Source organism: Streptomyces sp. NPDC127098 (genome assembly GCF_042722465.1).
Taxonomy (GTDB): domain Bacteria; phylum Actinomycetota; class Actinomycetes; order Streptomycetales; family Streptomycetaceae; genus Streptomyces; species Streptomyces millisiae.
On sequence record NZ_JBHXFJ010000017.1, the window covers coordinates 58,492 to 80,174 of the forward strand.

Consider the following 21,683-nt stretch of genomic DNA (forward strand, 5'->3'; position numbering starts at 1 on the left):
TTCAGGGAGGCGCGATCCTTTCAGCAGATCATTTATTGGGCTCGGGTCGCGGGCGTGGCTACGCTGCGGCCATGAGCATGCTGACGCCCCCTGGCATGGGCGGCAAGAAGTTCCGCGTCACGGGCAACCATTACCCGCGGATGCGCCGCCCGCGCCGCCGCAGGAAAGCTCTCGCCGCCCTCACCGTCACCAGCGTGCTCGGCCTGCTCGGCTACGGGACGCTGCAGCTCGTCGACGTCTTCTCCGGCGACGAGGACACCGAGCGCACCTCCCCCGCCACCTCGGGGCGCCCCCAGTCCGGGGCCAACTGCGCGCCCGAGCAGCCGGAACAACCAACCGTCGACCTGCCGGAACCCTCCGCGATCACCGTCAACGTGCTCAACGCCACCTCGCGGACCGGCCTGGCCCAGGCCACGGCCGACGCGCTCGCCGAACGCGGCTTCACCATCGGCGAGGTCGCCAACGCGCCCGAGGAGCTGGACGGCAAGGTCGAGGGCCCCGGGCTGCTGCTCGGCACCACGGCCGCCGAGGAGGCCGGCGCGCTGACCGTCCTCGCCACCCAGCTCGAAGGCGCCGAGACCGACCAGAACCGCCCGGGCCAGCGGGCGAACACCCCCGAGTCCGTCGACCTGGTCATCGGCGAGGAGTTCGAGGAGCTGACGGCGGAACGCGAGGCCGAACGCCGCCTCGCCGAACTCGCGGAGCCCCGGCCCACCCCCACCGAGGAACCGGACGAGGCCGACGCACCCGCCTGCTGAGCCTGCCGGACGGTCGCCGAAGCCGCCAGTCAGGACACCGTGCCGTACATGCGGTCGCCCGCGTCGCCGAGGCCCGGGACGATGAAACCCTGCTCGTTCAACCGCTCGTCGAGGGCGCCCGTGACCACCGTCACCGGCGCGCCCGACAGCTCCACCTCGAGCCGCTCCACGCCCTCGGGCGCCGCCAGCAGGCACAGGACCGTCACATCGTCCGCGCCGCGCCCTATGAGCTCGCGGATCGCCGCGACCAGCGTGCCGCCGGTGGCCAGCATCGGGTCGAGCACGTACACCTGGCGCCCCGACAGGTCCTCCGGCATGCGGTTCGCGTACGTCGAGGCCTGCAGCGTCTCCTCGTCCCTGATCATGCCGAGGAAGCCCACCTCGGCCGTCGGCAGCAACCGGACCATGCCGTCGAGCATGCCGAGACCGGCCCGTATGATCGGCACGACCAGCGGACGGGGATGGGAGAGTCGCACGCCCGTGGTCTCCGCGACCGGCGTGGTGATGTCCACCAGCTCGGTGCGGACGTCACGGGTCGCTTCATATGCCAGCAAGGTGACGAGTTCGTCGGCCAACCGCCGGAACGTAGGGGAGTCGGTACGCGCATCGCGCAGCGTGGTCAGCTTGTGCGCCACCAGCGGGTGGTCGACGACATGGGTCCGCATGCCGTCGACAGTACCGAACGCCTCCGACACCCCAGGACTGACCGGCGGGTTTCCCGTTGTGACCCCCCGGTGGACAAAGGACGGCGGCGACGTGGAGAGTGGTGCATGGAGGAAGGCGGGGGCATATGCCCGCACGCCAGCCGCGCCGCGTCCGTATCCGTCTGCGCTGAGCCCAGCGCAAGCGAACATTCCATTGGTGAACTGTCGAGTTACCCGACAGCTCACCCCTTTTCTGCCACGATGCAGGTGGCACTGCCGAACCGAGTGGGGAGAGTCACGGTGTATTTCGCCGCACTGCTCGCGCGGACCGATGATGGTTGGGAAGCGAGCGATACAGAGCTCGACGAGGTCGAGACCCTGGACGAGTTGGCCGAGTTGGCCCGCGAATCCGCCGCCAGTGACGACGACACGGTGCTCGTCTACGTCGGGCAGGAGGGCGCCTGGTTCGGCCTCGTCCGCGTGGACGGCGAGGACGACCCGCGCGTCTTCGTCTCCGACGGCACCCGCGCCAAGCGGAGCGCCTACGGAGAGATCCTGCTGACCGACGAGCTCCTCGGCCGCGAGCCGGAGGCCGCGGACGCCCTCGAGCAGCTGGACCTCGACGGCACGGAGGACGGCCCCGTCGAGGACGACGACTCGGTGAGCCCCGACGCCGTGCCGAGCGGCCCGGTCGGCGAGGCCGGCCTGCTGGCCGACTTCGGCATCGACGCCGTCACCGTGTTGAAGCTCACCCCGGACGACGCCCTGGGTGACATCGCCGACGCGCTCGGCTGCGCCGAGCTGCTGGAGGCCATCAGGTGACGCGAGTGACGACCGGGACGTGACCGATCCGCTGCGCGACCCGTGGCGGCCGGCGATGCGCCAGGCGCTCGCCCAGGCCGCCGCGGCGCTGGAGACGGGCGACGTGCCGGTCGGCGCGGTGCTGCTCGGCCCCGGCGGCCCCGAGGGCGAGCCGCTCGGCCTGGGCCGCAACGCGCGCGAGGCCACCGGCGATCCCACCGCGCACGCCGAGGTGCTCGCGCTGCGCGCGGCGGCCGCCACCACGGGGGACTGGCGGCTTGCCGGCTGCACGCTGGTCGTCACGCTGGAGCCGTGCACCATGTGCGCCGGCGCCAGTGTGCTGGCCCGCGTCGACCGCGTGGTCTACGGCGCCGTCGACGCCAAGGCCGGCGCCGCGGGCTCCCTCTGGGACGTCGTCCGCGACCGCCGCCTCAACCACCGCCCCGAGGTGATCGGCTCCGTCCTCGCCGAGGACTGCGGGCGGCTCCTCACCGACTTCTTCCGCACCCGCTGACCCGTATCCGGTTTCGGCCCAGCGCCCCGGGTGGGATAGGCTTCCTCCCGGTAGCGTGTCCGAGCGGCCGAAGGAGCTCGCCTCGAAAGCGAGTGTGGGGGTGACTCCACCGAGGGTTCAAATCCCTCCGCTACCGCTGTGAGCAGCACACACGCCGAGGGGCGGCCCCAACAGGGGCCGCCCCTCGGCGCGTCCGTCTCAGTTTCCGTCTCAGTCGATAGATCCGCCGCTCAGCGCCCACTCGGAGCGCTGGCCAAGTTGCCCGTCACTTGCTCCACCAAGGCATCGTGTAGCGCCCCCAACCGGTTGCGGAGCTCTTCCTCCTCGGCTTGGAGGGCAGCCACCGCCCGGCCGTCCATGCCGAGGAGCACATCCGTCCACTCGTTAACGCAATCGAAGTGATCTTGCACCCCTCGCCGAAGCTGCAACGCTGCTTCACGCACGGTGTCGGGGCCCAACAGACGGACGAGGAAGTATGCCTGCGTGAGCTCATGCGCCTTCCCACCGAACTCCGCTCCGATGCCCGAAGAACCGGAGATCTCACCCTCAAGCACTCTCGTCATGTTCGACGCGACTATGGCGTACTCGTCGTACCGCGCAAGCAAGGCACGCCACGCTTCCAGGCGTTGTCCACGAAGCCAATGGTCGTGGTCTACCTGGGCTTGGTCGCGGACCTGCTGGGCCGAAGCCCGCGCTGCCGTCTCCGCGCCGATACGAGCGCCCCACGCAGCCGCGAAGCCACCGATTGCGGCCCCGAGGAGCCCTGTGATGCCAGCTAAGACAGCGGCTATGCCCTGATCCATGTATGCAGGATGCCCGGCTAGCGCCAGAGGCGGACTGGCATCCAGTCCGCCTCTCAGCTCACCACCCGTTCGGTGCGTCTGGCGTGTTCTCCCCGTCGCGTCCTGAGCCGTGATCCGGCTGCCAGATCAGCCCATCCACCTTCGCGGCCACGCTGCTGCGCACCGAGTCGACCATGTGCTGATACCGGGCGGCCATGGAGGTGGACGACCACCCCATCAGGCCCATGACCGCTCGTTCGGACACGCCCAGGATCAGCAGCACCGTGGCAGCGGTGTGGCGTGCGTCATGCAGGCGGCCGTCTCGGACCTTGGCCGCGCGCAGGAGCTCCTTCCAGTCGTCGTAGTCAGTCCTGGGCGACGTCCCCCGGCCGGTCGGCGTGGCGAAGAGCCATCCCTCTTCGTTCCACTGTTCGCCGGCCGCCTGGCGCTCCGCTTCCTGCCGGGCCCGGTGCTGGCGCAGGAGTTCGACAAGCTGCGGCGGCAGGCCCACCGCCCGGCGGCCGGCGCGGGATTTGGTGTTGGCCGTCTCCGGGTTGGTGCGGCGCCGCTCGGGGCAGTAGCCAGCCTTCCGGCCGCACGTCTCGCCGCAGCCGTGCGCGTACCGGGGCCGCCGGCGGCTGCGGCGGACGTAGAGGACGCCGTTGGCCAGGTCGACATCCGACCACTTCAGGCCCAGGGCTTCCCCCTGCCGGAGCCCCAGGGCCAGCGCCACCGCCCAGCGGGCCGAGTTCCGGCGGCGGTCGGCGGCGGCCAGGATGCGCCGAACCTCGGCGACCGTGTAGGGCTCGATCTCGTCCTCATCCACCCGGGGCGGAATGGCGAGCCGTACCGGGTTCTCGGCGAGGTGGTTCCGGCGCACGGCCGCGTTCAGCGCCGTGCGGAAGGTGCGATGCACCTGATGGGCCGTGGCCGCCTTGCTGCCGTTCTCCTGCATCTTGGCGTAAAAGCGTTCGATGTGCTCCGGCTTGAGGCGGTCGAGGCGGTGTGCCCCAAGGCCGGGGATCAGGTGCTTCCGGACGGCCACGCCGTAGCCCACCATCGTGTTCTCGTTGACCGCGAGCGGGGCGATCGTCTCAATCCAGTGGGTCAGCCAGGTGGCGACGGTCCACCGCTGCCCGACCTTCCGCACCTTGCCCGTGTCGCGCTGCCTCTCCAGCTCCTTCACGGCCTCGGTCACCTCGGCCTTGGTCTTGCGTTCCACGTGGCGCCGGTCGGGCTTCCCGTCGTCGCGGATCCCGACCGTCACCCGGCCGTGCCACTTCCCGTCCCTGCCGAGGTAGATGGACGACCGGCCGTTGGGCTGACGCGTGCGCTTGTTCTCTGCCATGGCGGATTCCTCAGGCGGCGGTAGCGGTCGCAGGGGCGGTGGTGCGGTTGGTGGCGCGGAGCCGCGTCACGTAGTCGCGCACGGCGTCGGCGGGCACCCGGCGGAGTCGGCCCACGGGTACGGACTCCAGTTCGCCGGAGCCGATCAGGGCGAAGCACGTGGTACGGCCGATGCTGAGCCGGCGGGCGGCCTCTTCGACGGTGAGCAGCATGAGCGTGGCATCCGGTTCGGTCACTGGGCGTTCCTCTCGCTCTCCTCGGCGGCCGGACGGTCGGACAGGTGGGACAGCCCGGACAGGTCGTCGTGCTTGGAGTCGATATCGGGGAAGTAGCGGCCCTTGGTGTCCTTGGTGAGCTGGCCGTCGGCGGCCATGCGGGAGCAGGTGCGGCGGATGGTGTCGGCGTCCATGCCGGGGAGCGCGGTCGCGATGTCCTTGGGCTTGACCCCGGGGTGTTCGCGGACGTGGCGGAGGATGGCGGCGCGGGTGTCGCCGATGGTGTGGTCGGCGGCCGGACCGTCGAGAAGCTGCCAGGCTCCGGCGGCGGAGTGGAAGCGGAGCGCGTACTCGGCTTCGTCGACGTCCCGGCCGGTGACGTGCAGGACGCCGTCCGCCTGGCCCCGGGCGCGCTTGAGGACGAGCGTGGCGTCCGCTGCCCCGGCCAGGCCGTTGGTGCCCGACACCTCGCTCAGGAAGTCGTCCGACGCGGCCTTGCGGACGTGGTGGACTAGGACCACGGCGATGCCGTAGTGGTCGGCCACGCGCTTGGCATGGCCAACGGCCGCGTAGTCCGCGTCATAGGCCGAGGCTCCCGGCATGGAGGCGCCGCGCATCTTGGCGAAGACGTCGATGATGACCATGCGCGCGTCCGGGTTGCGCTCCACCCATTGCGCGATGGCCTCGGCCCCGCCCTGGGGAAGCGGCGGGCAGGCGGTAGCCAGCGTGAGCCCGGCGGGCGCCGGTTGGCCGCCGAGCATCTTCCGCATACGGGTCTGAAGTCGGCGGGGCGTGTCCTCAAGGGCCAGATAGAGCACCGGGCCGCCCTCCACCGGCACCGTGTCGAACGCCTGGCCACCGGCGGCCACGGCCAGGCCCAGGCCGAGGGAGAGCCAGGACTTACCCACCTTCGGAGGCCCTGCCAACAGGTTGACCCCCTCGGCCAGGATCCCGGGCACGGCCCACCGCGGTTCCGGAAACTCCATTCCCATCAGTTCGTCGGCCGTCCAGGCGGTACGGATCCGCTGCTGCGCGGGTTCCAGGTGGCTCATGACGCCACCGTCCGGGGGCGCCTGGCTCCGATGCGGAAGCCGGACGCGATCGTGCGGGCCGTCTCGCCCGGCTTCTGGCCGACGCTGGCGGCGGCATCCGTGAGCCAGGCGGCCACCTCGCTGGCGTTCAGCGCTCCCCCGGCAACCAGCTGGCCGAGGGCGACCGACGCCCGGAAGAGGTCCCGGTTGTGTTCGTCGGCGGCCGAGCCGGTGACCCGGGCCAACTCGGCCTTGACCGCCGCGCGAAGGTAGGTGGTGCGGCGGTCGGTGCCCTTCAGCGGCACCGACACGGCCCGCTGCGGGGGCAACGGCGCAGGGGCCAGAAGTCGGGCGAGCCAGGCGGGCAACGGGGCCACGGGAACGTCTCGTACGGGCTCGTAGACGCGGCCGTCGACGAAGCTGCCGGGGGCGACCACGTAGCCACCGCCAGCCCGGGTGTCCACCTTCGGGGCCAGCTTCCCGGCGGTGTTGCGTAGGGCCGCGCCCGGGGGCGCCGTGAAGTAGAGGTGCCTGCCTCCGCTCGGGGTGGCGACGGTGAAGGTGTCGCCAGGGAACGGGCGGCCGTGCCGCTCGCACAGCTCAGCCAGATTCGTCGCCCCGTGCGGGCCGTCTTCGCCAGGCTTGGGCACGTCCAGGTCGACGACGACCAAGCGAGACGGACCGGTGGCGAGTCCGATGTTGTAGGGGCCGTGCCCCCAGCACCGGCCGATTCGCTCCGGGTCGGTGGTGGCTCGCACTTCCCATCGGCTGATGGCGGGGCGCTTGCTGCCCGGGATGAGCGGGAAGACGTGGCCGCCGCGCGCGGCGGTATCAAGGGCCGAGTTGCCCTGACGGGACATGACGGAGTGCGTCATGCTGGATGTCTCCTCTTCTGTCTTCGGATGGAGTGGAGGAAGGGCGGTGCGGCGGGTGACCTTGGCGGGAGATCCGCCGCACCGCGTGACGTCAGCGGCGCCGTTCGGCGACCACGGCCAGGAGCTCGGCGAGGCTGCCACCCAGCACGGCCAGGCGCCGTTCGATGGCCGCCCAGGACTCGGCGTCGATGTTCATCAGGGCGGCGGCCGCCGCGACGGGGTCCCCCCGCCGATGGGCGTCAAGGGCGTCGCGGAGTTCGGCGGCGGCCATGAGCGTGATGCGGTCGCTCACGACTGGCCACCGGTCGAGCCAATGGACGACACGGCGTCGACCACGGCGCGGGTCACGTCATTGATGGTGTCCGCCGCCCCGGTCTGGGCCAGGTAGAAGCCGAAGAGGGCGGCGGCCAGGAAGCCGCCGACGCCCAGGGCACGGAACTTCAGCAGGAAGCCGACCAGGACGCCGAAGACGACGACCAGGGACATGGTGATCACGTGCTGTCTCCTTGATGGGTTGGGAGGAGCGGTCAGCGGTTGGCGTTCCGGCGGATGCGCCCGAGGTGGTTCAGCACACGTCGACCGGTACGGATCCGGAGCCCGACGCCCTTGCAGCGGCGGCAGTCACGGCCGCGCCTGGGCCGTCCGGCGCGCGTCACGGTGAGCCGGAAGCCGATCCCGTCGCACTTGCGGCAGCGGCCGAACGGGCTGACGGCACAGAGAGCGAAATAACCAAGAGTGACGACAAGGAGCGCGAGGCTAGCATTCGCGGCGGGGGTCATCGAGGCCCTTCCATGGGAGCATCCGGGTATGGTCTGGGGCAGGGCGCTAGCGACTAGCGCCCTGATCAGCGAGGGTTTGACGCGCTAGCGGCAGCGCTAGACCTAGCGGGGGTGGCCGCTAGGTCTAGCGGCCGTGATCGGCTATGCCGCGTCCCGATTCCCATCACGCTGAGCAATGACGGTGGTGATGTCGGCGCGCTTGATGCCGCGCCGGTTGGCGCCCTTCCGGTCGCGATCGTCGACCTTGCCCCACACCTGGCCGGTGCTGACGCCGAACGGCTTGAGCGCGGCGGTCAGTTGCTCCGGCCCCCACTCGGCGTAGACGTCCGGGCGCAGCACGGCCAGGCGGCCGACCACCGTTTCGTTCCACAGCTTCGGCTCGGCCGCCGGCATCACGGCAAGGATGTCGGCCAGGAGGTCATAGCCGGGCCCGGTCTCCGGCTCGGCCGCCTCGCCGGCCGCATGTCCGGCCAACGTCCCGGCGAGCACGCGCAGGGCGCGGGCACGCAGCGCGACACGGTCCGCCATCACGGCGTCGATGAACACGGCCCGCACGATCCGGGCGTCGGCCCCCTCGCCAAGGAAGTAGGCGATGCCCTTGTCGGCCCAGGCGAACATGGTCGCGCGGACGCCACGCTTGTAGGCCGAGGTGCCAAGGATCATGTCGTTCTCGATCTGGCTCATGACCTTGAGGCAGAACCGGGCCGAGGCGTTGGCACTGATCCCGGTGGGCAACGACTTGGCGTCCGGCCGCTGCGTGGCGAGTAGCAGCACGATGCCGGTGGCCGGACCACGCTTCACCAGGTCGGTGCAGATCTCTTCGAACTCGGCGCCGTGCTTGGGGTGTTCGAACAACACCTGGCACTCGTCCACGCCGATCACGATCGGGTGGAGCCCAAGCTCCTTCTTGTCGGCCAGTTCGCTGGTGACCTTGGACTCCGGGCACAGGTCCCGAGGCAGGTTCCGGATCACCTTCGTCCGCCGCCGCATCTCGGCACGCACCTCGCGCAGGTCGGCCAGGATGTACGCGATGTCGTCCTCGTCATCGCCGGCCCGGTGCCGGTAGGAGACTCGATCGCCGACCGGGTCAAGGTCGCCGGTGCCCTTCAAGTCGAAGGTGTGCAGCTCGGCGCGCGGGTCCAACGCGGCGATCAACAGCAGCAGGCGGAGAAGGAACGTCTTCCCCATGCGGGGAATCGCGCCGATGATGCCCGCGATGTACATGAGCGTGAGGTCAACCCACCGGCCACGCTGATCGGTCGCCCAGGCCACCGGCTTGAACAGGTTCACCTGTCCCGTCTTGGCCAGCGGCCACGCCGGTTGCTTCGCCTTGGACATGTCCTGATCCCCGACCCACAGCACCAGGCGGCCGGTGTGCTCCTCGGGCACCCCCTCCGGCCACACGCACCCCAGCGGGCGGCGGAGACCGGACGCCAGACGCTCCCGGCGGTCGATGACGTCCACGGCCGTGACGCCGAAGGGAAGGTCACCTTCGGCCCGCCATCCGGGGCCGTCGCGGGTGATCGGGGCGACGAACGCCAACCCGTCACGGCCCTTGGCCTGAGCCTGGTTGATGGCGCTGATGCCGAGAGACCCAAGGGCCCTGAGCACCATGTCGGACGTCAGCTTGTCAGCCCGGGGACGCTCGACGGCCCGGTGGATCAGCGGCGCGTCGGCGGGCGCACCGTGCCAGCCGAGGGCGAAGGTGATCGCCGCCCCGGCGGCCACGGTGAGCCAGGTCGGGGCCAGCACCCAGAGCGCCATCGCCGATCCGATCCCGGCGACCGATCCGACGACGAACAGCAGGGCGCGGGCCCGGACCCGTGCGTCCCGCTGCTGCGAGAGCCGAAGGTACTCGTGCGCGTTCTCGGCCCGCACGGCCGCCGCCCGCACCGGCCCGCCCTCGGCGTCCGACAGCCAACGGCCCACGGACCCGACGAACTTGGCCAGGCCGGCCGGAGAGCGGAGCGCCAAGCGGACCGCGTAGACCGGGCTGCGAACGGCGTGATAGCCGGTCACGTGACCGCTGTACCCGGCCAACCACCGGGCCGCCGCGAGGAGTTCGGTCCGCGACCTGGCCCAGGCTGGAATGATCGCCCGACGACGGGCCCGGCGGATCCGTTCCCAGAGCCCGGACCGATCCGACTCGGGACCGTCGACGATGACGGTCCGAGTCGGGTCGGCCGACTCGATCGGCCGATCGGCGCGGCCGGTCGGACCGCCCTTCAGTTCGGCTTCGAGTCGGGCAAAGAGTTCGTTCTCTTCCTCGTGATTCACTGAGGGTTCCCCTTCTCATGGATGAGGGACGCACCGGGGCCCGGCCGCTGCTTTGGTCGGTCGTGACCGGGCCCCGGGGATGCTGTGGAGCGGATCGGGCGGTCAGCGCGTCGCGCCGATCGGCTCCGGTTGGGGCGTGCTCGAACGAGCCTCAGAGAGGCGAGCGGATACCCACCCGACGGACCAGCCAGTGAGGTTGGCCAGGTCGCGCACCGTGGCGTTGGGGGCGGCGTTCACGATGGTCTGCCGGGCCATGGGCTCGGGCATCTTCGTGCGTTCACGCTCCGGCCCCGGCACCGCCGGAGCGGTCTCGCCGTGTTCATCGGCACCGGACTCAGAGGCGTCATGAACACCCTCGGGCTGTTCATGAACGACCGGGCGGGCGGGGCGAGACGCGGCCTGTTCACGGCGTTCGCGGGCCGCATACTGGCGCTGAACCTGCTGTTCCCGCTCGCGCCGCTCTGCCTCCTGCCGGGCGTGCTCTTCCTGCTGTTGCCGCAGGCGGTCAGCGTGCTCGCGCGCCTCACGTTCCCGGTCGGCCTGGTGAGCGAGGCGTTCACGCTCCATCCGGGCGGCGTGTTCACGCTCCTCACGCGCCCGTGCCGCTTCGCGATCGGCGCGTTCAGCTTCCAGCCGTGCGGCGTGCTCGCGCTCCTCCCGAGCCTGTTCACGAGCCTGCTGTTCACGCCGCTCGGCAGCGGCCTGTTCACGCTCGCGCTCCTCGCGTGCCGCCTGTTCACGCGCCTGCCGCTCAGCGCGTTCACGCTCGCGCTCGGCACGCTCCTCAGCGTCGATCCGGGCCAGTGCAGCGGCGATCGCCCGCCGGTAGGAGAGGCTGGTCTCCGCCGTGACGATCAACAGGAGCGGCGCCACGGAGTGGACGGCCACCCCGACCGGATCGCCCTTGAGCGCGGAATCAGCCGTGTTGAGGCCGAGGGTCATCAGGCCGGTCATCCACCGCAACAGCAACGGCCACGCGCCACCCTTGGCCTCCAAACGGGCCAGCACCGCGTCGAGACGGACAACGATGACCACGGCCGCGTCGACCACGATCGGAAGGATCGGCGCCGTCAACTCCCACCCGGCCGGGGTGTGCCGCAGCATCAACGGCGTGACGGTCAAGACGCTGTAGAGCATCGCGCCGCACACGATCGCCCACGTCCCGACGTTCAACGCGCGCTCAGCCGACTGGATCGCCGCAACGTCGCGCCTCACCTCGCACCACCGCCGTTCTCGGTCGTCCAGCAAAACGGGGGGAGGTCCTGGGCGCGCCGGTAGACCTCGATGGCCGCTTGGTCGTTCCCGGGTAGCGGGTAGACGCGCGGCCGGATGAGCGAGGCGTACAGACGGGCGCCATGGTGGACGCACGCCAGCACCGAGGTGCCGTGCTGGTCCACGATCCGCACTACATCCCGCGCACCCTCACAACCGGTCGGATCATGCGGGTGAGCCGCGACACAGCGGCCCGCCATTCGGGATTCGCTCACAGCGCGCCCCCGATCGCGATCAGGGCCGCGATGGCGAGAAGTCCACCGGCAGCGAGGGTGAGGTCAACCGCGCGCTGAACGCGTTCGTGCTTGGCCTCGGCCAGCTTGGCCAGCGTCACCACGGCCTCGGCGCGGTTGTCGATGGTCAGCGCGGTGAGCAACTGCTCAGCGCTGAGCCTGGCCCAGTGCGGGAACGTCCCAGGCGTGCGGGGCTTGAGCCTCGGGCGGGCCACCCACAGCAGGAGACCACCGGCGACCATCAAGGTCGCCACCCCGAGGCCACCGACGATCCGCGCGGCAGGCGGCAGGGACATGGCCCCGGCGGCCACGGTCACCCCGGTCAGCAGCAGACCGATGAAGGTCGTCAGGTTCGCGGTCTTGGCGTCGGTTCGCGCGATCTGGCTCTGTGCCTCGTTGTAGGCGTCGGTCAGCGCGCTGTCGATGTCACGCGACGGCAGGTTCCTCACGCGGCACCCCGCAGCGCCTGACGGCGGGAGCGCGGGCGCAACCGCACCGCGCGGGACAGCGCCTCGGCGTAGGCCGCGTCGGCCGCACTGATCTGGTCGTCCTCGGCCGACTCGCGCAGGTGGGCCAGCACGTCACGGGCCGCCGCGACACGCGCCTTGCGGTCGTCGGCCGATTCCTGGCCCAGCGGGCCCAGGAAAAGTTCCTCGTAGAGCGACTGCATCGATCACTCCTGATCGGGGTGGTGGTGGAGGAAGGGATGAACCGGGCCGGCGGGAGACCTTGGCGGGAGTGCCGCCGGCCCGGGTTGAGCGTCAGAGCCGAACCGCGCGCGAGCGGTTGAAGAACTCGGTGAGGAAGTTCGCGACCGTCACCCCTGACGCCAGGGCGACGAAAGCGGTCAGCGGGAGGCCGGCCCCGAGCGCGTACACGGACCGCGCGGTGAGGACGGCGATCACCAGGCCGATCACCAGGAAAGCCAGGGTGGCGATGCTCCGGCCGGCGGTCATGGGCTTGTAAGCCCTGGCCACGCGCTCAAGGTTCTGCGGCGCGACCACGCGCGAACCGAGGCCGTTGGTGTGCAGGTGAACGATGGCACCCCTGCCCACGGTGGTGATGCTCACCACCGTGCCGAGGGTCTGGTCACTCTTGATCCGGACCACGTCACCGATCGAGATGCGCATGAGACTCCCCCTTGAAGGCGACTGAGCAGCACGGGACTTGGATCCTCAAGAGGTCAAGTCATCAACTCCTCTTGAGGAGTTGTCGAAGACTATGACGTCCCGCACACAGGGTCGTCAAGTCCTCTTGAGGACTTATCCTGAGACGTGCCCGCCCCCGCCCACGCGAGGAGCCGCGCACAGCCAGCACGGCGGGTGCTGATGAGGAAGGTGAGCAGCAGATGCCCAAGGCATACGAGGAGATCGCCGACGATCTGCGGCAGCAGATCCAAGCGGGCACATGGCGCCCCGGTGACCGTCTCCCCTCCGAAGAGGAGTTGAAGCAGAGCTACCGGAAGGGCGGGCCCACGATCCGGCAGGCTCTCGACGTACTGCTCACCGAGGGCCTGATCGACAAGCAGCACGGACGCGGCACGTTCGTTCGCGTGCCCAGGAAGGTCGTGCGCCGAACCAACGAGCGGCACCAGTGGGAGAAGGACCGCGCCCGGGAGTCCCTGACGGAGCGCGAGCAGACCGGAGCCACCGAGCATGACACGGGGCTGACCGTCCACGAACTCGTGTTCAGCGCCAAGTTCCGCGAGCGAGACGCGAACGAGGATCTCGCATCGGCCTTTGACGTACCCGTGGGAACCCGGCTGCTGGAACGCGTCTACCAGACTCGATACGAAAAGGAACCAGCACCGTTCAACGTCTCCCATTCCTATCTCGTCCGGGAACACATCGAGAAGAACCCCGACCTTCTGGACGAGACAAAGGAGCCGTGGCCCGGCGGAACACAGAATCAATTGCTCACAGTCGGCATCGAAATCGACCGTGTTATTGAGCGGATTACCGCCGCTCGCCCACCAACCCAGGAAGAGGCCAAGGCATTGGGTATGTCACCAGGCATGGCCGTGATGGAGCTGCGCAAGATGTGCATCGACGTGACCGGCCGAGTTGTGGAAGTCGCCGACGTGATATTGCCGGGCGACCGCACGGAGTTGACGTTCGTCACCCCCCTGGCGCGGTGGTGACCATGACACGCACCATCTCTGTCATCACCGCCGTTCACGGACCGAGTGCCCATTTCCTTCCCGACGCCTACCGATCGCTGTGTGAGCAAGAGCTGCCGGACGGCTGGGCCTGGCAGTGGGTGATCCAGGAAGACGGCACGACGGACGCCGTGTCGGAGTTCGTGCCGGACGATCCGCGCGTCAGCTTCGCTCAAGGCAGGCGCGGTGGTGCTGCGGTGGCTCGGACCTTGGGACTCTCACGCGCCACGGGGGAGTTCATCAAGGTCTTGGACTCGGACGACATCCTGCCCCCGGGCACGTTGGCGCGGGACCTGGCCATACTCCTGGAGAATCCGGATATCGGCTGGACCACCTCAAGCGCCCTCGATCTACTCCCCGATGGCTCCACGGTCGCCTTCGACGACCCGCCAAGCGGGCCGATTGAGCAAGGCTCGGTTTTGCCCCACTGGAAAGCGCACAACTACCTCCCCCCAGTCATCCCGGGTTCGCTCTGCATGCGGCGCGAACTCGTCTTTGCCCTGGGCGGGTGGATGGCACTGCCAGCATCAGAAGACACTGGGCTACTTCTGGCACTCAATGCGGTCAGCCGCGGCTGGTTCATTCGAGAAACAGGACTGCTCTACCGTAAGTGGCCGGGGCAGAGCACCGGCCAGGCAGCGCACTCCGACAGCGAAGAACGCGAAGCGCGTGCTTCCGTCGCGGAGACCCGAGCGCTTGCGCTGGCCGAACTCGCGCAGTGGCGTTTCACCGGATCCGCCTCGGCGGTCTCCGGCTAACAAACCCACCTACGTCTACGGTCTGTCGATAGGAAATTCGTAGACGATTTCACAACGGGAAACCGGAACGATAATGTCGGCCGTCTCGACCGGGCGGCCGTCAACGTCGTAATAGGTCCGCACGATATGTGTCACCAGGGAACCGCGCTGCACGCCAAGGAGGTTCGCCTCCTCGGGCGCCGCCTGGCGCGGTTCCGGCTGTTCCACGGCATGACTGACCACGATGTCGATGGCGGCCATGCGCTCCACGACTCCCTTGCCCGCGTAGGGCCCGCCCTCAGGCAGCACCACGATGGTGCCGCCGGTGATCGCGTAGGGCTCCCAGCTCGTGGAGAGCTGCACCGGCTTCCCGTCCGCCATGAACTCGTATTCGGTGCGTACCGCCAGGCCGCCGGCCTCGATCCCGAGCCGCGCCGCGATCGCTGCGGGCGCGGGCACCTTCGCTTCCGTCCGGTGCTCCCACGTAGCGGCCTTGCCAAGGGCTGCCATGTCCGCGCGGAACGGTGAGCCACCCCGATGTTCGCGGCTGAACGACCGCACCATCCGGACCCGATCGCGCGGCTCGGCCACGTAGGTGCCGGAGCCTGCTCGGCCCTCAAGGAGGCCCTGAGAGATCAGGTGCTCCTGAGCTCGCCTGACGACGTTGTCGCCGACGCCGTACTCAGCGGCCAGTACCGCGCGAGACGGAAGACGGTCCCCAGGGGACCACTCACCATCCGCGACGCGCTGCCGGAGAGCGTCGGCTACACGGAGATAGGGCGGCTGCTCAGGCATATGGCAAATCTAGTGCACTAGCTCTAATCTAGTTAACTAGCTTCACCGTATGTGATCCACAGTGATGGAGGGCACCCCGTGCACGCACCTGCCTCGCGCGCGCAGGACATCGCCGCACGCCTCACCGCCTGGGGATTCACGCCGCGCATAACCCGCCACCAGACCCACATCCGGATCGAGACGGACGTCTCGGAACCGGTTGCCCCAGAGCGCTGGCGCGCGCTCTTAGTCGCACTCGAACGCGGCGACCGGTTCGGGCTGAACGGCATCGACGACCGCCACATCGCTTGGGCCGTCATCGACGAAAGCCCCCGCAACGGCGCCCTACGCCGCGCGGGGGCATGGCCACCAGCATCAGGGAGCTGAATGACAGTGATCGAGCCTATCGAGCGTGCCGCCGCCTGGGCAGTACGCATCCTGCTGCCACTATCCGGCGGCCGCCACGGACGAGTAATCCACCTGTGCGGCCACTGCCTGAGCAACACGGAACAGCCGAGTGTCGTGCGCATCTCGGCGAGTGACTGCAAGCCCCGGCGATCCATCGTCGTCTGTCCACCGTGCGCCTCGCGCCTGAGCGGGGGCCGAGCATGAACTATCGAGTCGTCATCCCGGTGGACGTCAACGCCGACACGATCAAGGTCGCCGACGTCGTCACCATCGGCGGCCGTGAACTCCGGGTGTGCGACATGATCGCGCTGCCTGGCCGGGCCAAGCGGCTGGTGTTCGAGTCCGGAGAGACGTTCACCATGCTCCCGTCCACCCTCATGTCTGTCGACCGCGTGCAGCCGAACACGGCACTCAGGCGGCCGTACCGGCAGCTGAAGGGACGGTGAGCGGGCGATGTCCCGTTACCAGAAGATCGCCAATCACCTACGGCTCCAGATCCAGAGCGGCAAGTACCGGGCGGGTGACCGCCTGCCCACCGAGACCGCGCTCAGCAAGCGGTACAGCGTCGGACTCCCCACGCTGCGACAAGCCATCGGCGTCCTCCAAGCCGAGGGCCTCATCGACCGGCAACACGGACGCGGCACCTTCGTCCGCGCCCCTCAACCCAGGGTCACGTACTCCAACGCTGATCTCGTGCCGGATCGGTGGACCGTGGGCAGCATCGAGACGGACGTTGCCACATACGAGACGGACGCCCAGGGCGAGGTCGCGCGGCTCATGGCAGTGCCCGAGGGCACCCCGATCGTCGAGTGCGTCTATGTCATTCGGCGACGCGGCAGCACCCCGCACAGCATCGTTCGCGGGTACGTGCCTCGGGACCTGGCCACCGCGGATTCACCGGTCACGGCCTCGGGCCCTTGGCCCTGGGCCTACGATCTCCGGTCACGACTGGCCACCGCGGGAATCCAGCTCGACCGAACCGTGGAGCGCGTCACCGCCCGCCCACCCACGGCGGGCGAAGCGGAGACGCTGGGGATCTCCATCGGCGTGTCCGTACTCGTCATCGAACGGACGTCGACGGACACCACCGGCCGAGTCGTGGAAGTGGCCTTCATGACCTTGTCGGGGGACCGGACTGAAGCGGTCTACATGATGCGGGAGGCGCAAGGAGCGCCGTGACCCCAATCACTCGCCCCTGGCTAAAACGCACGTTTTGGCCGCTAGACTGACGACAGTCAAGGCGCTTAATCCCGAGTGATCTTTCCGGCTCCTGATGCGCTGGCTCAGAGGACTCGCGGGTTGGAGCCGGGTTCGGCTTCGGAGCCACCCGAAGCCGGACCCGGCTCCGCGAGATGTTGAGCGGGCCCGGTCGGACTCTCCCCAACCGGGCCCGCACAACGGCATCCCGGTTCTACCGACCGGACGCGACTCAGCGCGTCAAAGCGTCAAACCATCTCGCGATGGCACCAGCCACCGAGCTTGCAGCCATCACTACGTCGGTCCATAACGACCGCCCGCCGTCGTGGCGCTGCCGGCGCTTCCTTCTTGCCATCACCGCACCTCCCTTCCCCATTCGTCCCGCAGCGAGAGCGGGGCGATTCCCCGCCGCCGGCGGGGCCCGGTCAGTGAGACCGGGAGCCGAGCGGGGAGGGCGGTGCAGCGGCGTCAGTCTACGCGGCACCATGTGAGGTTCACGCCTGAAGCCCCATGACAACCTGATTGTCATGGCCCCGAGGCGGCGTCTTCGCCCCTTCAATCACCCGACCGCAGAGCATGAGCTGTAACACCCGGGGTGTCCCACCTGTCCGGCTGTCCGGTCGGTCCGGTGCCGGAATGGGTGGGGCACCGTCTGACGTGCGCGACCGTGGCCCGGGGTGTTCCAGCCAAACAGCTTCGGCCCGTCCACCGTCCGTCTCAGTTTCCGTCTCATTCACCCGCGTCCGGGGCCGTTCACCGGCGGCCACCCGGAGCGCGGACCGGCAGGTCCGAACGGTGCTGAACGGTCGCGGACCGATCCCTGAGAGGTGGGAACAGACCTCGAAAGCGAGTGTGGGGGTGACTCCACCGAGGGTTCAAATCCCTCCGCTACCGCTCTCGTTACACCGCCGAGGGGCGGGCCCACACCGGGCCCGCCCCTCGGTCGTCTTCCGGGCCCCGCCGGTCGCCGGAACTCTGTGGTGTGCCCCCTCGACCGCCGCTACGGTGGAGCGTCACGCGACTACTCTCGGGGGACATCCATGGCCGACATCGACTTACCCGACGTGGCCGGCTTCCCGCCGCTCGACGACCGCGTCCCGTATCTCGCCCGGCTGGAGGACCGCGAGCGCAGGGCCCTGCTCGGGCTCGGCAGGCCCGTCACGTTCAAGCCGCGCACCGAGGTGATCCGCCAGCACGAGCCGTCGACGCACGTGGTGCTGGTGCTCAGGGGCCGACTGATGGTGACGGCGGCGGCCGCCCGCGGCTATGTGGCGCTGCTCGCGCTCCGCCGGCCGGGGGACATCGTCGGGGAGTCCGCCGCCCTGTCCGGGGAGCCGCGCTCGGCGACGGTCACCACGCTGGAGAGCGCCGAGTGCTCGCTCGTCAGTCGCGAGTCGTTCCTGAAGTACCTGGCCGACCACCCGGCCGCGCACCACCAGTTGAGCGGGCTGCTCGTCGACCGCATCCGCGCGGGCGACCGCAGGGCGCTGCAGTTCGCCTCGCTGACGGTGCGCGAGCGGCTCGCCGTGCTGCTGCTCGACCTGGTCCGCTCGCACAGCCGCCGCACCGAGCGCGGGCTGCTGCTCACCGTGCCCCTCAGCCAGCAGGAGCTGGCCGGCTCGGTCGGCGCCTCCCGGGAGGCGATCGCCCGACTGCTCACCGGGCTGCGGGAGAGCGGCACGGTGGTGACGGCGCGGCGCAGGATCTGGGTGGTGCAACCGGAGGTGCTGCGGCGCATCGCCGCCGGCAGCCGGCCCGGCTGAACCACCCCGGAACACCGACCGCGTCCCCGTTCTGCGTCATCGGTCACAGTCACTCTGTGCACGGCGTCCTACGGGCGGATCCGCCGGTGCACCAGGCTGCTCATCTCCGGAAAGCCAACGCCGTGGGAGGGCCGCCATGTCGGAACCCGTGCACCAGACCATCCTGCTCGCCGACATCGAGGGCTCGGGGCGGAGCGACGACGTCGTCCGGCGGGTGCGGCGGCAGCAGATGTACGAGGTGGTGCAGTACGCCCTGGAGAGCGCCGGCGTGCAGCGCACCGACCAGCGCCTTGAGGACCGCGGCGACGGCGTGCTGGCGCTGGTGAGCCCGGCCGTGCCCAAGTCGGCGCTGCTGCGCGCCCTGCTCACCGAGGTGCCGGCGCGGCTGCACGACTTCAACCGGATCGCCGCGGAGTCCACCCGGGTGCGGCTGCGCCTGGTGCTCGCGGCCGGCGAGGTGGCGCTCCACGAGATGCCGGGCGCGCTCGGCGGCGTGGTCGGCTGGGACCTGGACCAGGCGTTCCGGCTGCTGGACAGCGATCCGCTCCGCGCGGAGCTGCGGCGCCGTCTCGGCACCGGCGACCCGGCGGAGGACGTGGTGATCTGCGTCTCCGAGGCCGTGTACGCGGGCGTGGTGCGGCACGACCACCGGGGCATCAGGCGGGACGCGTTCCACGAGTTCACGGCGGCCGGCAAGGAGGGCCAGGTGCGCGGCTGGTACCACGGCCGCCCCGCGACCGACGGGCCACCGCGGGACCGGGCCGAGCGGGCCCCGGCGGAGGAGCGGGCGGACCCGGGGGCGCGGGGCCAGGTCGGCGCGTTCCAGGTGAGGGGTGACCAGTACGGCGTCACGGGCGGCCGGGTGCGCGGCGACGTCGTCATGGGCAACAAGATCGTCGACGACCGGCGCGGCGGTGACCGGTCGTGAGCGAGGCGGAGTGGCCCGAGGGCGAGCGGCCGGCCGACGGCCCGGACGGCGAGGAGCCGGCCGGGCAGCAGGAGCCGGCGGACGAGGAGCGTCCCACCGAGGCATGGGCGGCCCGCCAGGAGCTCTACGACTACGTCCCGGGGTCCTTCGACGGGCTGGTGACGGGCCACCAGCACGGCGTCAGTGGCGGCCGGGTGACCGGCGACGTCGTCATGGGCAACAAGATCTACCTCGGCGCCACGGCCGCCGAACGGCCGCACGGCTCGGGGGAGGTGCCCGCCGCCGAGCTGGCCGCGAGGGCCGCCGCCTTCCACGAGGGCCCGGCGTTCCAGGAGGCCCTGGCCGAACTGCGCGCCGCGAGGATCGTCGTCCTCCGCGGCGAGCACGGCTCGGGACGGTACACCGCCGCGCTGATGCTGCTGCGCCGGGTCGGCGCCACGCACGTCCGCCAGATCGACCCGGACGCCGGGCCGACGAGCCTCGTCGGGGAGGTGGAGCCGGCCGACGGGTACGTGGCGCACGACCTGCCGACCAGCCGCAGCCGGCCGCTCGCCAAGCACCACGTGCTGCGCCGTCAGGAGCTGCTGCGCAAGCGGGACGCCTACCAGGTGGTGACGGTGGGGAGCTCCGCCGTGCTGCGCGACGTGCCGTCCGTCGACTGGCGGCCGCCACGGCCCGCCGAGGTGCTGGCCGCGCACCTCCGCGCCCACCTGGGCCCGGAGGCCGAGGAGGCGGTCGCGGCGCTGCTCGACCTGCCCGAGGTGCGGGAGTTCCTCGCGGCCGACGACCGCCCGGTGGCGCAGACCGCCGGCTTCGCCGCCCGGCTGGCCGGCCACCACCGCGGCGAGATCGGCGCCGACGAGTTGGCGCGCTTCGGCCAGGAGGCGTTGCTCGCCCGGGTGCGCGGCCTGCTCGGCGCGCCCGCCGAGGGCGGCGCCCCCGACGACCGCGTCACGCTGCGGGACAAGGGCTTCCTGCTGGCCCTCGCCGTCTGCGACGAGGGCCCCTACGCCACCGCCGCCGAACTCGGCGACCTGCTGTGCCGCCGGATGCAGGGCGTGGAGTCCCCCGAGAAGGACCCCGGACTCACCCTCTTCAGCACCTCGCTCCCCGACCGCATGAAGCTGGCCGGCGCGGTCTCCTACCAGGAGAACGAGCGCACCTCGTGGGGCGCCTTCCCGCAGACCATGTGCCGGTTCCGGGACCGCGACACCGCCGGCGTCCTGCTCCGCGAGGCGTGGTCCGGCCACCCGGCGGTCCGCGCCCCGCTCGCCGCCTGGCTGAGCGACCTCGCCCGGCACGCCGACCCGTTCGTGCGCACCAGGGCCGCCGCCACCGCCGCCACCCTGGCCGCCCACGACTTCGCCGCCGTGCTGCACGGGCTGCTGCTGCGCTGGGCCGGGGCGGGCGACTACCGGCTCTGCACCCAGGCGGCCAACGCGCTGGCGCTGACCGCGTACGCCGGCAACCCCGGGGTGCACCGGGTGCTGCGTGACTGGAGCGCGGACGGCAACGGCCGCCGCAGGTGGACCGCGCTGCGCGCGCACGCGCTGATCGGGCCGCTGGCCCCCGCGAGCACCCTGGACAGCCTGGAGGAGCTGGCCCGGCGGGCCGCCGCGCGGAACGAGGCGGACGGCGAGTTCGGCGGCCTGGTCGAGGCGGCGGAGCTGCTGCTGCTCTCGGTGCCCGGCACCTCGGTGGCGCGCCGGCTCACCGCCTGGTGCGACGCCCAGGCCCCGGTGCTCCGGACCCTCGCCCACCACACGCTGCTGACCGCCGCCGCCCGCCACGAGGACCCGGCGGACGCCCCCACCAGCTGGCCGCTGCTGCTGCGGCAGTACGGGGAGGCGGACGCGGCCGGCGACCGCGAGGCGACCGCCGCGCTCTGGCGGCGCGTGCTGCGCGAGCGCCCGATCACCGTGGAGGCGCAACGGCGGCTCCGCGACTGGGTGTTGTTCGCCGACCGGGACGCCGAGGCGGAGACCGTGCTCGGCGGGCTGCTCCGGCAGGTGATCGCCACGGGCGACGCCGAGGGCGTCACCGACCGGGACCGGCTCGCCCACCTGCTGCGCACCATGCCGGGCGCGGACGACGGCCCGCCGCCGCCGGTGGCCGACCGGCTGCTCGCCGCCATCGGCGCCCCCGAGCGCCTGCACGACCTCACGACCTGACGACCTGAAGTGACCTGCC

The 21,683-nt window shown here is 70.7% G+C and carries 26 protein-coding genes and 1 tRNA gene; 12 read left to right on the top strand and 15 right to left on the bottom strand.

Annotation, left to right across the window (positions count from 1 at the left end; translation table 11 throughout):
* The first annotated feature begins 71 nt into the window (after positions 1 to 71).
* Positions 72 to 758 carry a LytR C-terminal domain-containing protein gene (locus ACFWI8_RS13740; protein ID WP_387089960.1) on the top strand — a complete coding sequence of 229 codons (687 nt, stop codon included), beginning with the start codon at positions 72 to 74 and terminating at the stop codon, positions 756 to 758.
* Positions 759 to 787: 29 nt separating this feature from the next.
* Here ACFWI8_RS13740 and upp read toward each other — a convergent pair whose 3' ends face one another.
* On the bottom strand, positions 788 to 1,423 hold the full coding sequence (upp, locus tag ACFWI8_RS13745) for a uracil phosphoribosyltransferase (protein WP_387089963.1): 636 nt from the start codon (positions 1,421 to 1,423) through the stop codon (positions 788 to 790).
* A 279-nt stretch (positions 1,424 to 1,702) separates the two neighbouring features.
* On the opposite strand from upp, the gene ACFWI8_RS13750 reads away from it, so the two are divergent.
* The 3 genes from ACFWI8_RS13750 (at position 1,703) to ACFWI8_RS13760 (ending at position 2,853) form a co-directional block, all read left to right on the top strand.
* Positions 1,703 to 2,224 (top strand): hypothetical protein, encoded by a 522-nt coding sequence (locus ACFWI8_RS13750; protein ID WP_387089966.1) that lies wholly within the window; start codon positions 1,703 to 1,705, stop codon positions 2,222 to 2,224.
* A 55-nt stretch (positions 2,225 to 2,279) separates the two neighbouring features.
* Positions 2,280 to 2,717, top strand: coding sequence for a tRNA adenosine(34) deaminase TadA (gene tadA, locus ACFWI8_RS13755; protein ID WP_387090125.1), 438 nt, complete (start codon positions 2,280 to 2,282; stop codon positions 2,715 to 2,717).
* A 49-nt stretch (positions 2,718 to 2,766) separates the two neighbouring features.
* Positions 2,767 to 2,853, top strand: a tRNA-Ser gene (locus ACFWI8_RS13760).
* A gap of 94 nt (positions 2,854 to 2,947) precedes the next feature.
* Here ACFWI8_RS13760 and ACFWI8_RS13765 read toward each other — a convergent pair.
* The 13 genes from ACFWI8_RS13765 to ACFWI8_RS13825 all read right to left on the bottom strand — a co-directional run bounded on the left by ACFWI8_RS13765 (position 2,948) and on the right by ACFWI8_RS13825 (position 12,658).
* The gene (locus ACFWI8_RS13765; protein ID WP_387089969.1) at positions 2,948 to 3,520 is read right to left on the bottom strand and encodes a hypothetical protein; all 573 of its coding nucleotides are present in this window, start codon (positions 3,518 to 3,520) and stop codon (positions 2,948 to 2,950) included.
* Between the two features lie 58 nt (positions 3,521 to 3,578).
* On the bottom strand, positions 3,579 to 4,847 hold the full coding sequence (locus ACFWI8_RS13770) for a tyrosine-type recombinase/integrase (protein WP_387089972.1): 1,269 nt from the start codon (positions 4,845 to 4,847) through the stop codon (positions 3,579 to 3,581).
* A gap of 10 nt (positions 4,848 to 4,857) precedes the next feature.
* On the bottom strand, positions 4,858 to 5,058 hold the full coding sequence (locus ACFWI8_RS13775) for an excisionase family DNA-binding protein (protein WP_387090128.1): 201 nt from the start codon (positions 5,056 to 5,058) through the stop codon (positions 4,858 to 4,860).
* 20 nt (positions 5,059 to 5,078) lie between these two features.
* A complete protein-coding gene (locus ACFWI8_RS13780; protein ID WP_387089976.1) occupies positions 5,079 to 6,113 on the bottom strand; it encodes an AAA family ATPase in 1,035 nt (344 codons plus the stop codon).
* On the bottom strand, positions 6,110 to 6,967 hold the full coding sequence (locus ACFWI8_RS13785; RefSeq protein WP_387089979.1) for a bifunctional DNA primase/polymerase: 858 nt from the start codon (positions 6,965 to 6,967) through the stop codon (positions 6,110 to 6,112). Before ACFWI8_RS13785 ends, ACFWI8_RS13780 begins: the two co-directional genes overlap by 4 nt.
* Before the next feature lie 91 nt (positions 6,968 to 7,058).
* On the bottom strand, positions 7,059 to 7,259 hold the full coding sequence (locus ACFWI8_RS13790; RefSeq protein WP_387089982.1) for a hypothetical protein: 201 nt from the start codon (positions 7,257 to 7,259) through the stop codon (positions 7,059 to 7,061).
* Entirely contained in the window at positions 7,256 to 7,453 is a 198-nt protein-coding gene (locus tag ACFWI8_RS13795) for a hypothetical protein (protein ID WP_387090130.1), read from the bottom strand. Before ACFWI8_RS13795 ends, ACFWI8_RS13790 begins: the two co-directional genes overlap by 4 nt.
* Before the next feature lie 434 nt (positions 7,454 to 7,887).
* Entirely contained in the window at positions 7,888 to 10,023 is a 2,136-nt protein-coding gene (locus ACFWI8_RS13800) for a cell division protein FtsK (protein ID WP_387089985.1), read from the bottom strand.
* Between the two features lie 102 nt (positions 10,024 to 10,125).
* Positions 10,126 to 11,160 carry a hypothetical protein gene (locus ACFWI8_RS13805; protein WP_387090133.1) on the bottom strand — a complete coding sequence of 345 codons (1,035 nt, stop codon included), beginning with the start codon at positions 11,158 to 11,160 and terminating at the stop codon, positions 10,126 to 10,128.
* A gap of 74 nt (positions 11,161 to 11,234) precedes the next feature.
* Positions 11,235 to 11,420 (bottom strand): hypothetical protein, encoded by a 186-nt coding sequence (locus ACFWI8_RS13810; protein ID WP_387089988.1) that lies wholly within the window; start codon positions 11,418 to 11,420, stop codon positions 11,235 to 11,237.
* Positions 11,421 to 11,506: 86 nt separating this feature from the next.
* On the bottom strand, positions 11,507 to 11,977 hold the full coding sequence (locus tag ACFWI8_RS13815; protein WP_387089990.1) for a Pycsar system effector family protein: 471 nt from the start codon (positions 11,975 to 11,977) through the stop codon (positions 11,507 to 11,509).
* Positions 11,974 to 12,198 carry a hypothetical protein gene (locus ACFWI8_RS13820; RefSeq protein ID WP_387089993.1) on the bottom strand — a complete coding sequence of 75 codons (225 nt, stop codon included), beginning with the start codon at positions 12,196 to 12,198 and terminating at the stop codon, positions 11,974 to 11,976. The genes ACFWI8_RS13815 and ACFWI8_RS13820 overlap by 4 nt, the downstream gene beginning before the upstream one ends.
* A 91-nt stretch (positions 12,199 to 12,289) precedes the next feature.
* Entirely contained in the window at positions 12,290 to 12,658 is a 369-nt protein-coding gene (locus tag ACFWI8_RS13825) for a hypothetical protein (RefSeq protein ID WP_387089996.1), read from the bottom strand.
* A 218-nt stretch (positions 12,659 to 12,876) separates the two neighbouring features.
* Here ACFWI8_RS13825 and ACFWI8_RS13830 point away from each other — a divergent pair, with 218 nt between their 5' ends.
* Positions 12,877 to 13,668 carry a GntR family transcriptional regulator gene (locus ACFWI8_RS13830; RefSeq protein WP_387089999.1) on the top strand — a complete coding sequence of 264 codons (792 nt, stop codon included), beginning with the start codon at positions 12,877 to 12,879 and terminating at the stop codon, positions 13,666 to 13,668.
* Positions 13,669 to 13,670: 2 nt separating this feature from the next.
* A complete protein-coding gene (locus ACFWI8_RS13835; RefSeq protein ID WP_387090002.1) occupies positions 13,671 to 14,444 on the top strand; it encodes a glycosyltransferase family 2 protein in 774 nt (257 codons plus the stop codon).
* A gap of 15 nt (positions 14,445 to 14,459) precedes the next feature.
* On the opposite strand, the gene ACFWI8_RS13840 is transcribed toward ACFWI8_RS13835, so the two are convergent.
* The gene (locus ACFWI8_RS13840; RefSeq protein ID WP_387090005.1) at positions 14,460 to 15,218 is read right to left on the bottom strand and encodes a GntR family transcriptional regulator; all 759 of its coding nucleotides are present in this window, start codon (positions 15,216 to 15,218) and stop codon (positions 14,460 to 14,462) included.
* A 78-nt stretch (positions 15,219 to 15,296) separates the two neighbouring features.
* Here ACFWI8_RS13840 and ACFWI8_RS13845 point away from each other — a divergent pair, with 78 nt between their 5' ends.
* The 6 genes from ACFWI8_RS13845 (at position 15,297) to ACFWI8_RS13870 (ending at position 21,664) form a co-directional block, all read left to right on the top strand.
* Positions 15,297 to 15,584, top strand: a complete 288-nt coding sequence (locus tag ACFWI8_RS13845; protein WP_387090007.1) for a hypothetical protein — start codon at positions 15,297 to 15,299, stop codon at positions 15,582 to 15,584.
* A gap of 221 nt (positions 15,585 to 15,805) precedes the next feature.
* Positions 15,806 to 16,051: a hypothetical protein gene (locus ACFWI8_RS13850; RefSeq protein WP_387090010.1), complete on the top strand. Its 246-nt coding sequence runs from the start codon at positions 15,806 to 15,808 to the stop codon at positions 16,049 to 16,051.
* Positions 16,052 to 16,058: 7 nt separating this feature from the next.
* On the top strand, positions 16,059 to 16,784 hold the full coding sequence (locus ACFWI8_RS13855; protein ID WP_387090012.1) for a GntR family transcriptional regulator: 726 nt from the start codon (positions 16,059 to 16,061) through the stop codon (positions 16,782 to 16,784).
* A gap of 1,058 nt (positions 16,785 to 17,842) precedes the next feature.
* On the top strand, positions 17,843 to 18,565 hold the full coding sequence (locus ACFWI8_RS13860; protein WP_387090015.1) for a Crp/Fnr family transcriptional regulator: 723 nt from the start codon (positions 17,843 to 17,845) through the stop codon (positions 18,563 to 18,565).
* Positions 18,566 to 18,701: 136 nt separating this feature from the next.
* Positions 18,702 to 19,493 (top strand): hypothetical protein, encoded by a 792-nt coding sequence (locus ACFWI8_RS13865; protein ID WP_387090018.1) that lies wholly within the window; start codon positions 18,702 to 18,704, stop codon positions 19,491 to 19,493.
* Positions 19,490 to 21,664, top strand: a complete 2,175-nt coding sequence (locus ACFWI8_RS13870; protein ID WP_387090021.1) for a hypothetical protein — start codon at positions 19,490 to 19,492, stop codon at positions 21,662 to 21,664. Before ACFWI8_RS13865 ends, ACFWI8_RS13870 begins: the two co-directional genes overlap by 4 nt.
* The last annotated feature ends 19 nt before the right edge of the window (positions 21,665 to 21,683 follow it).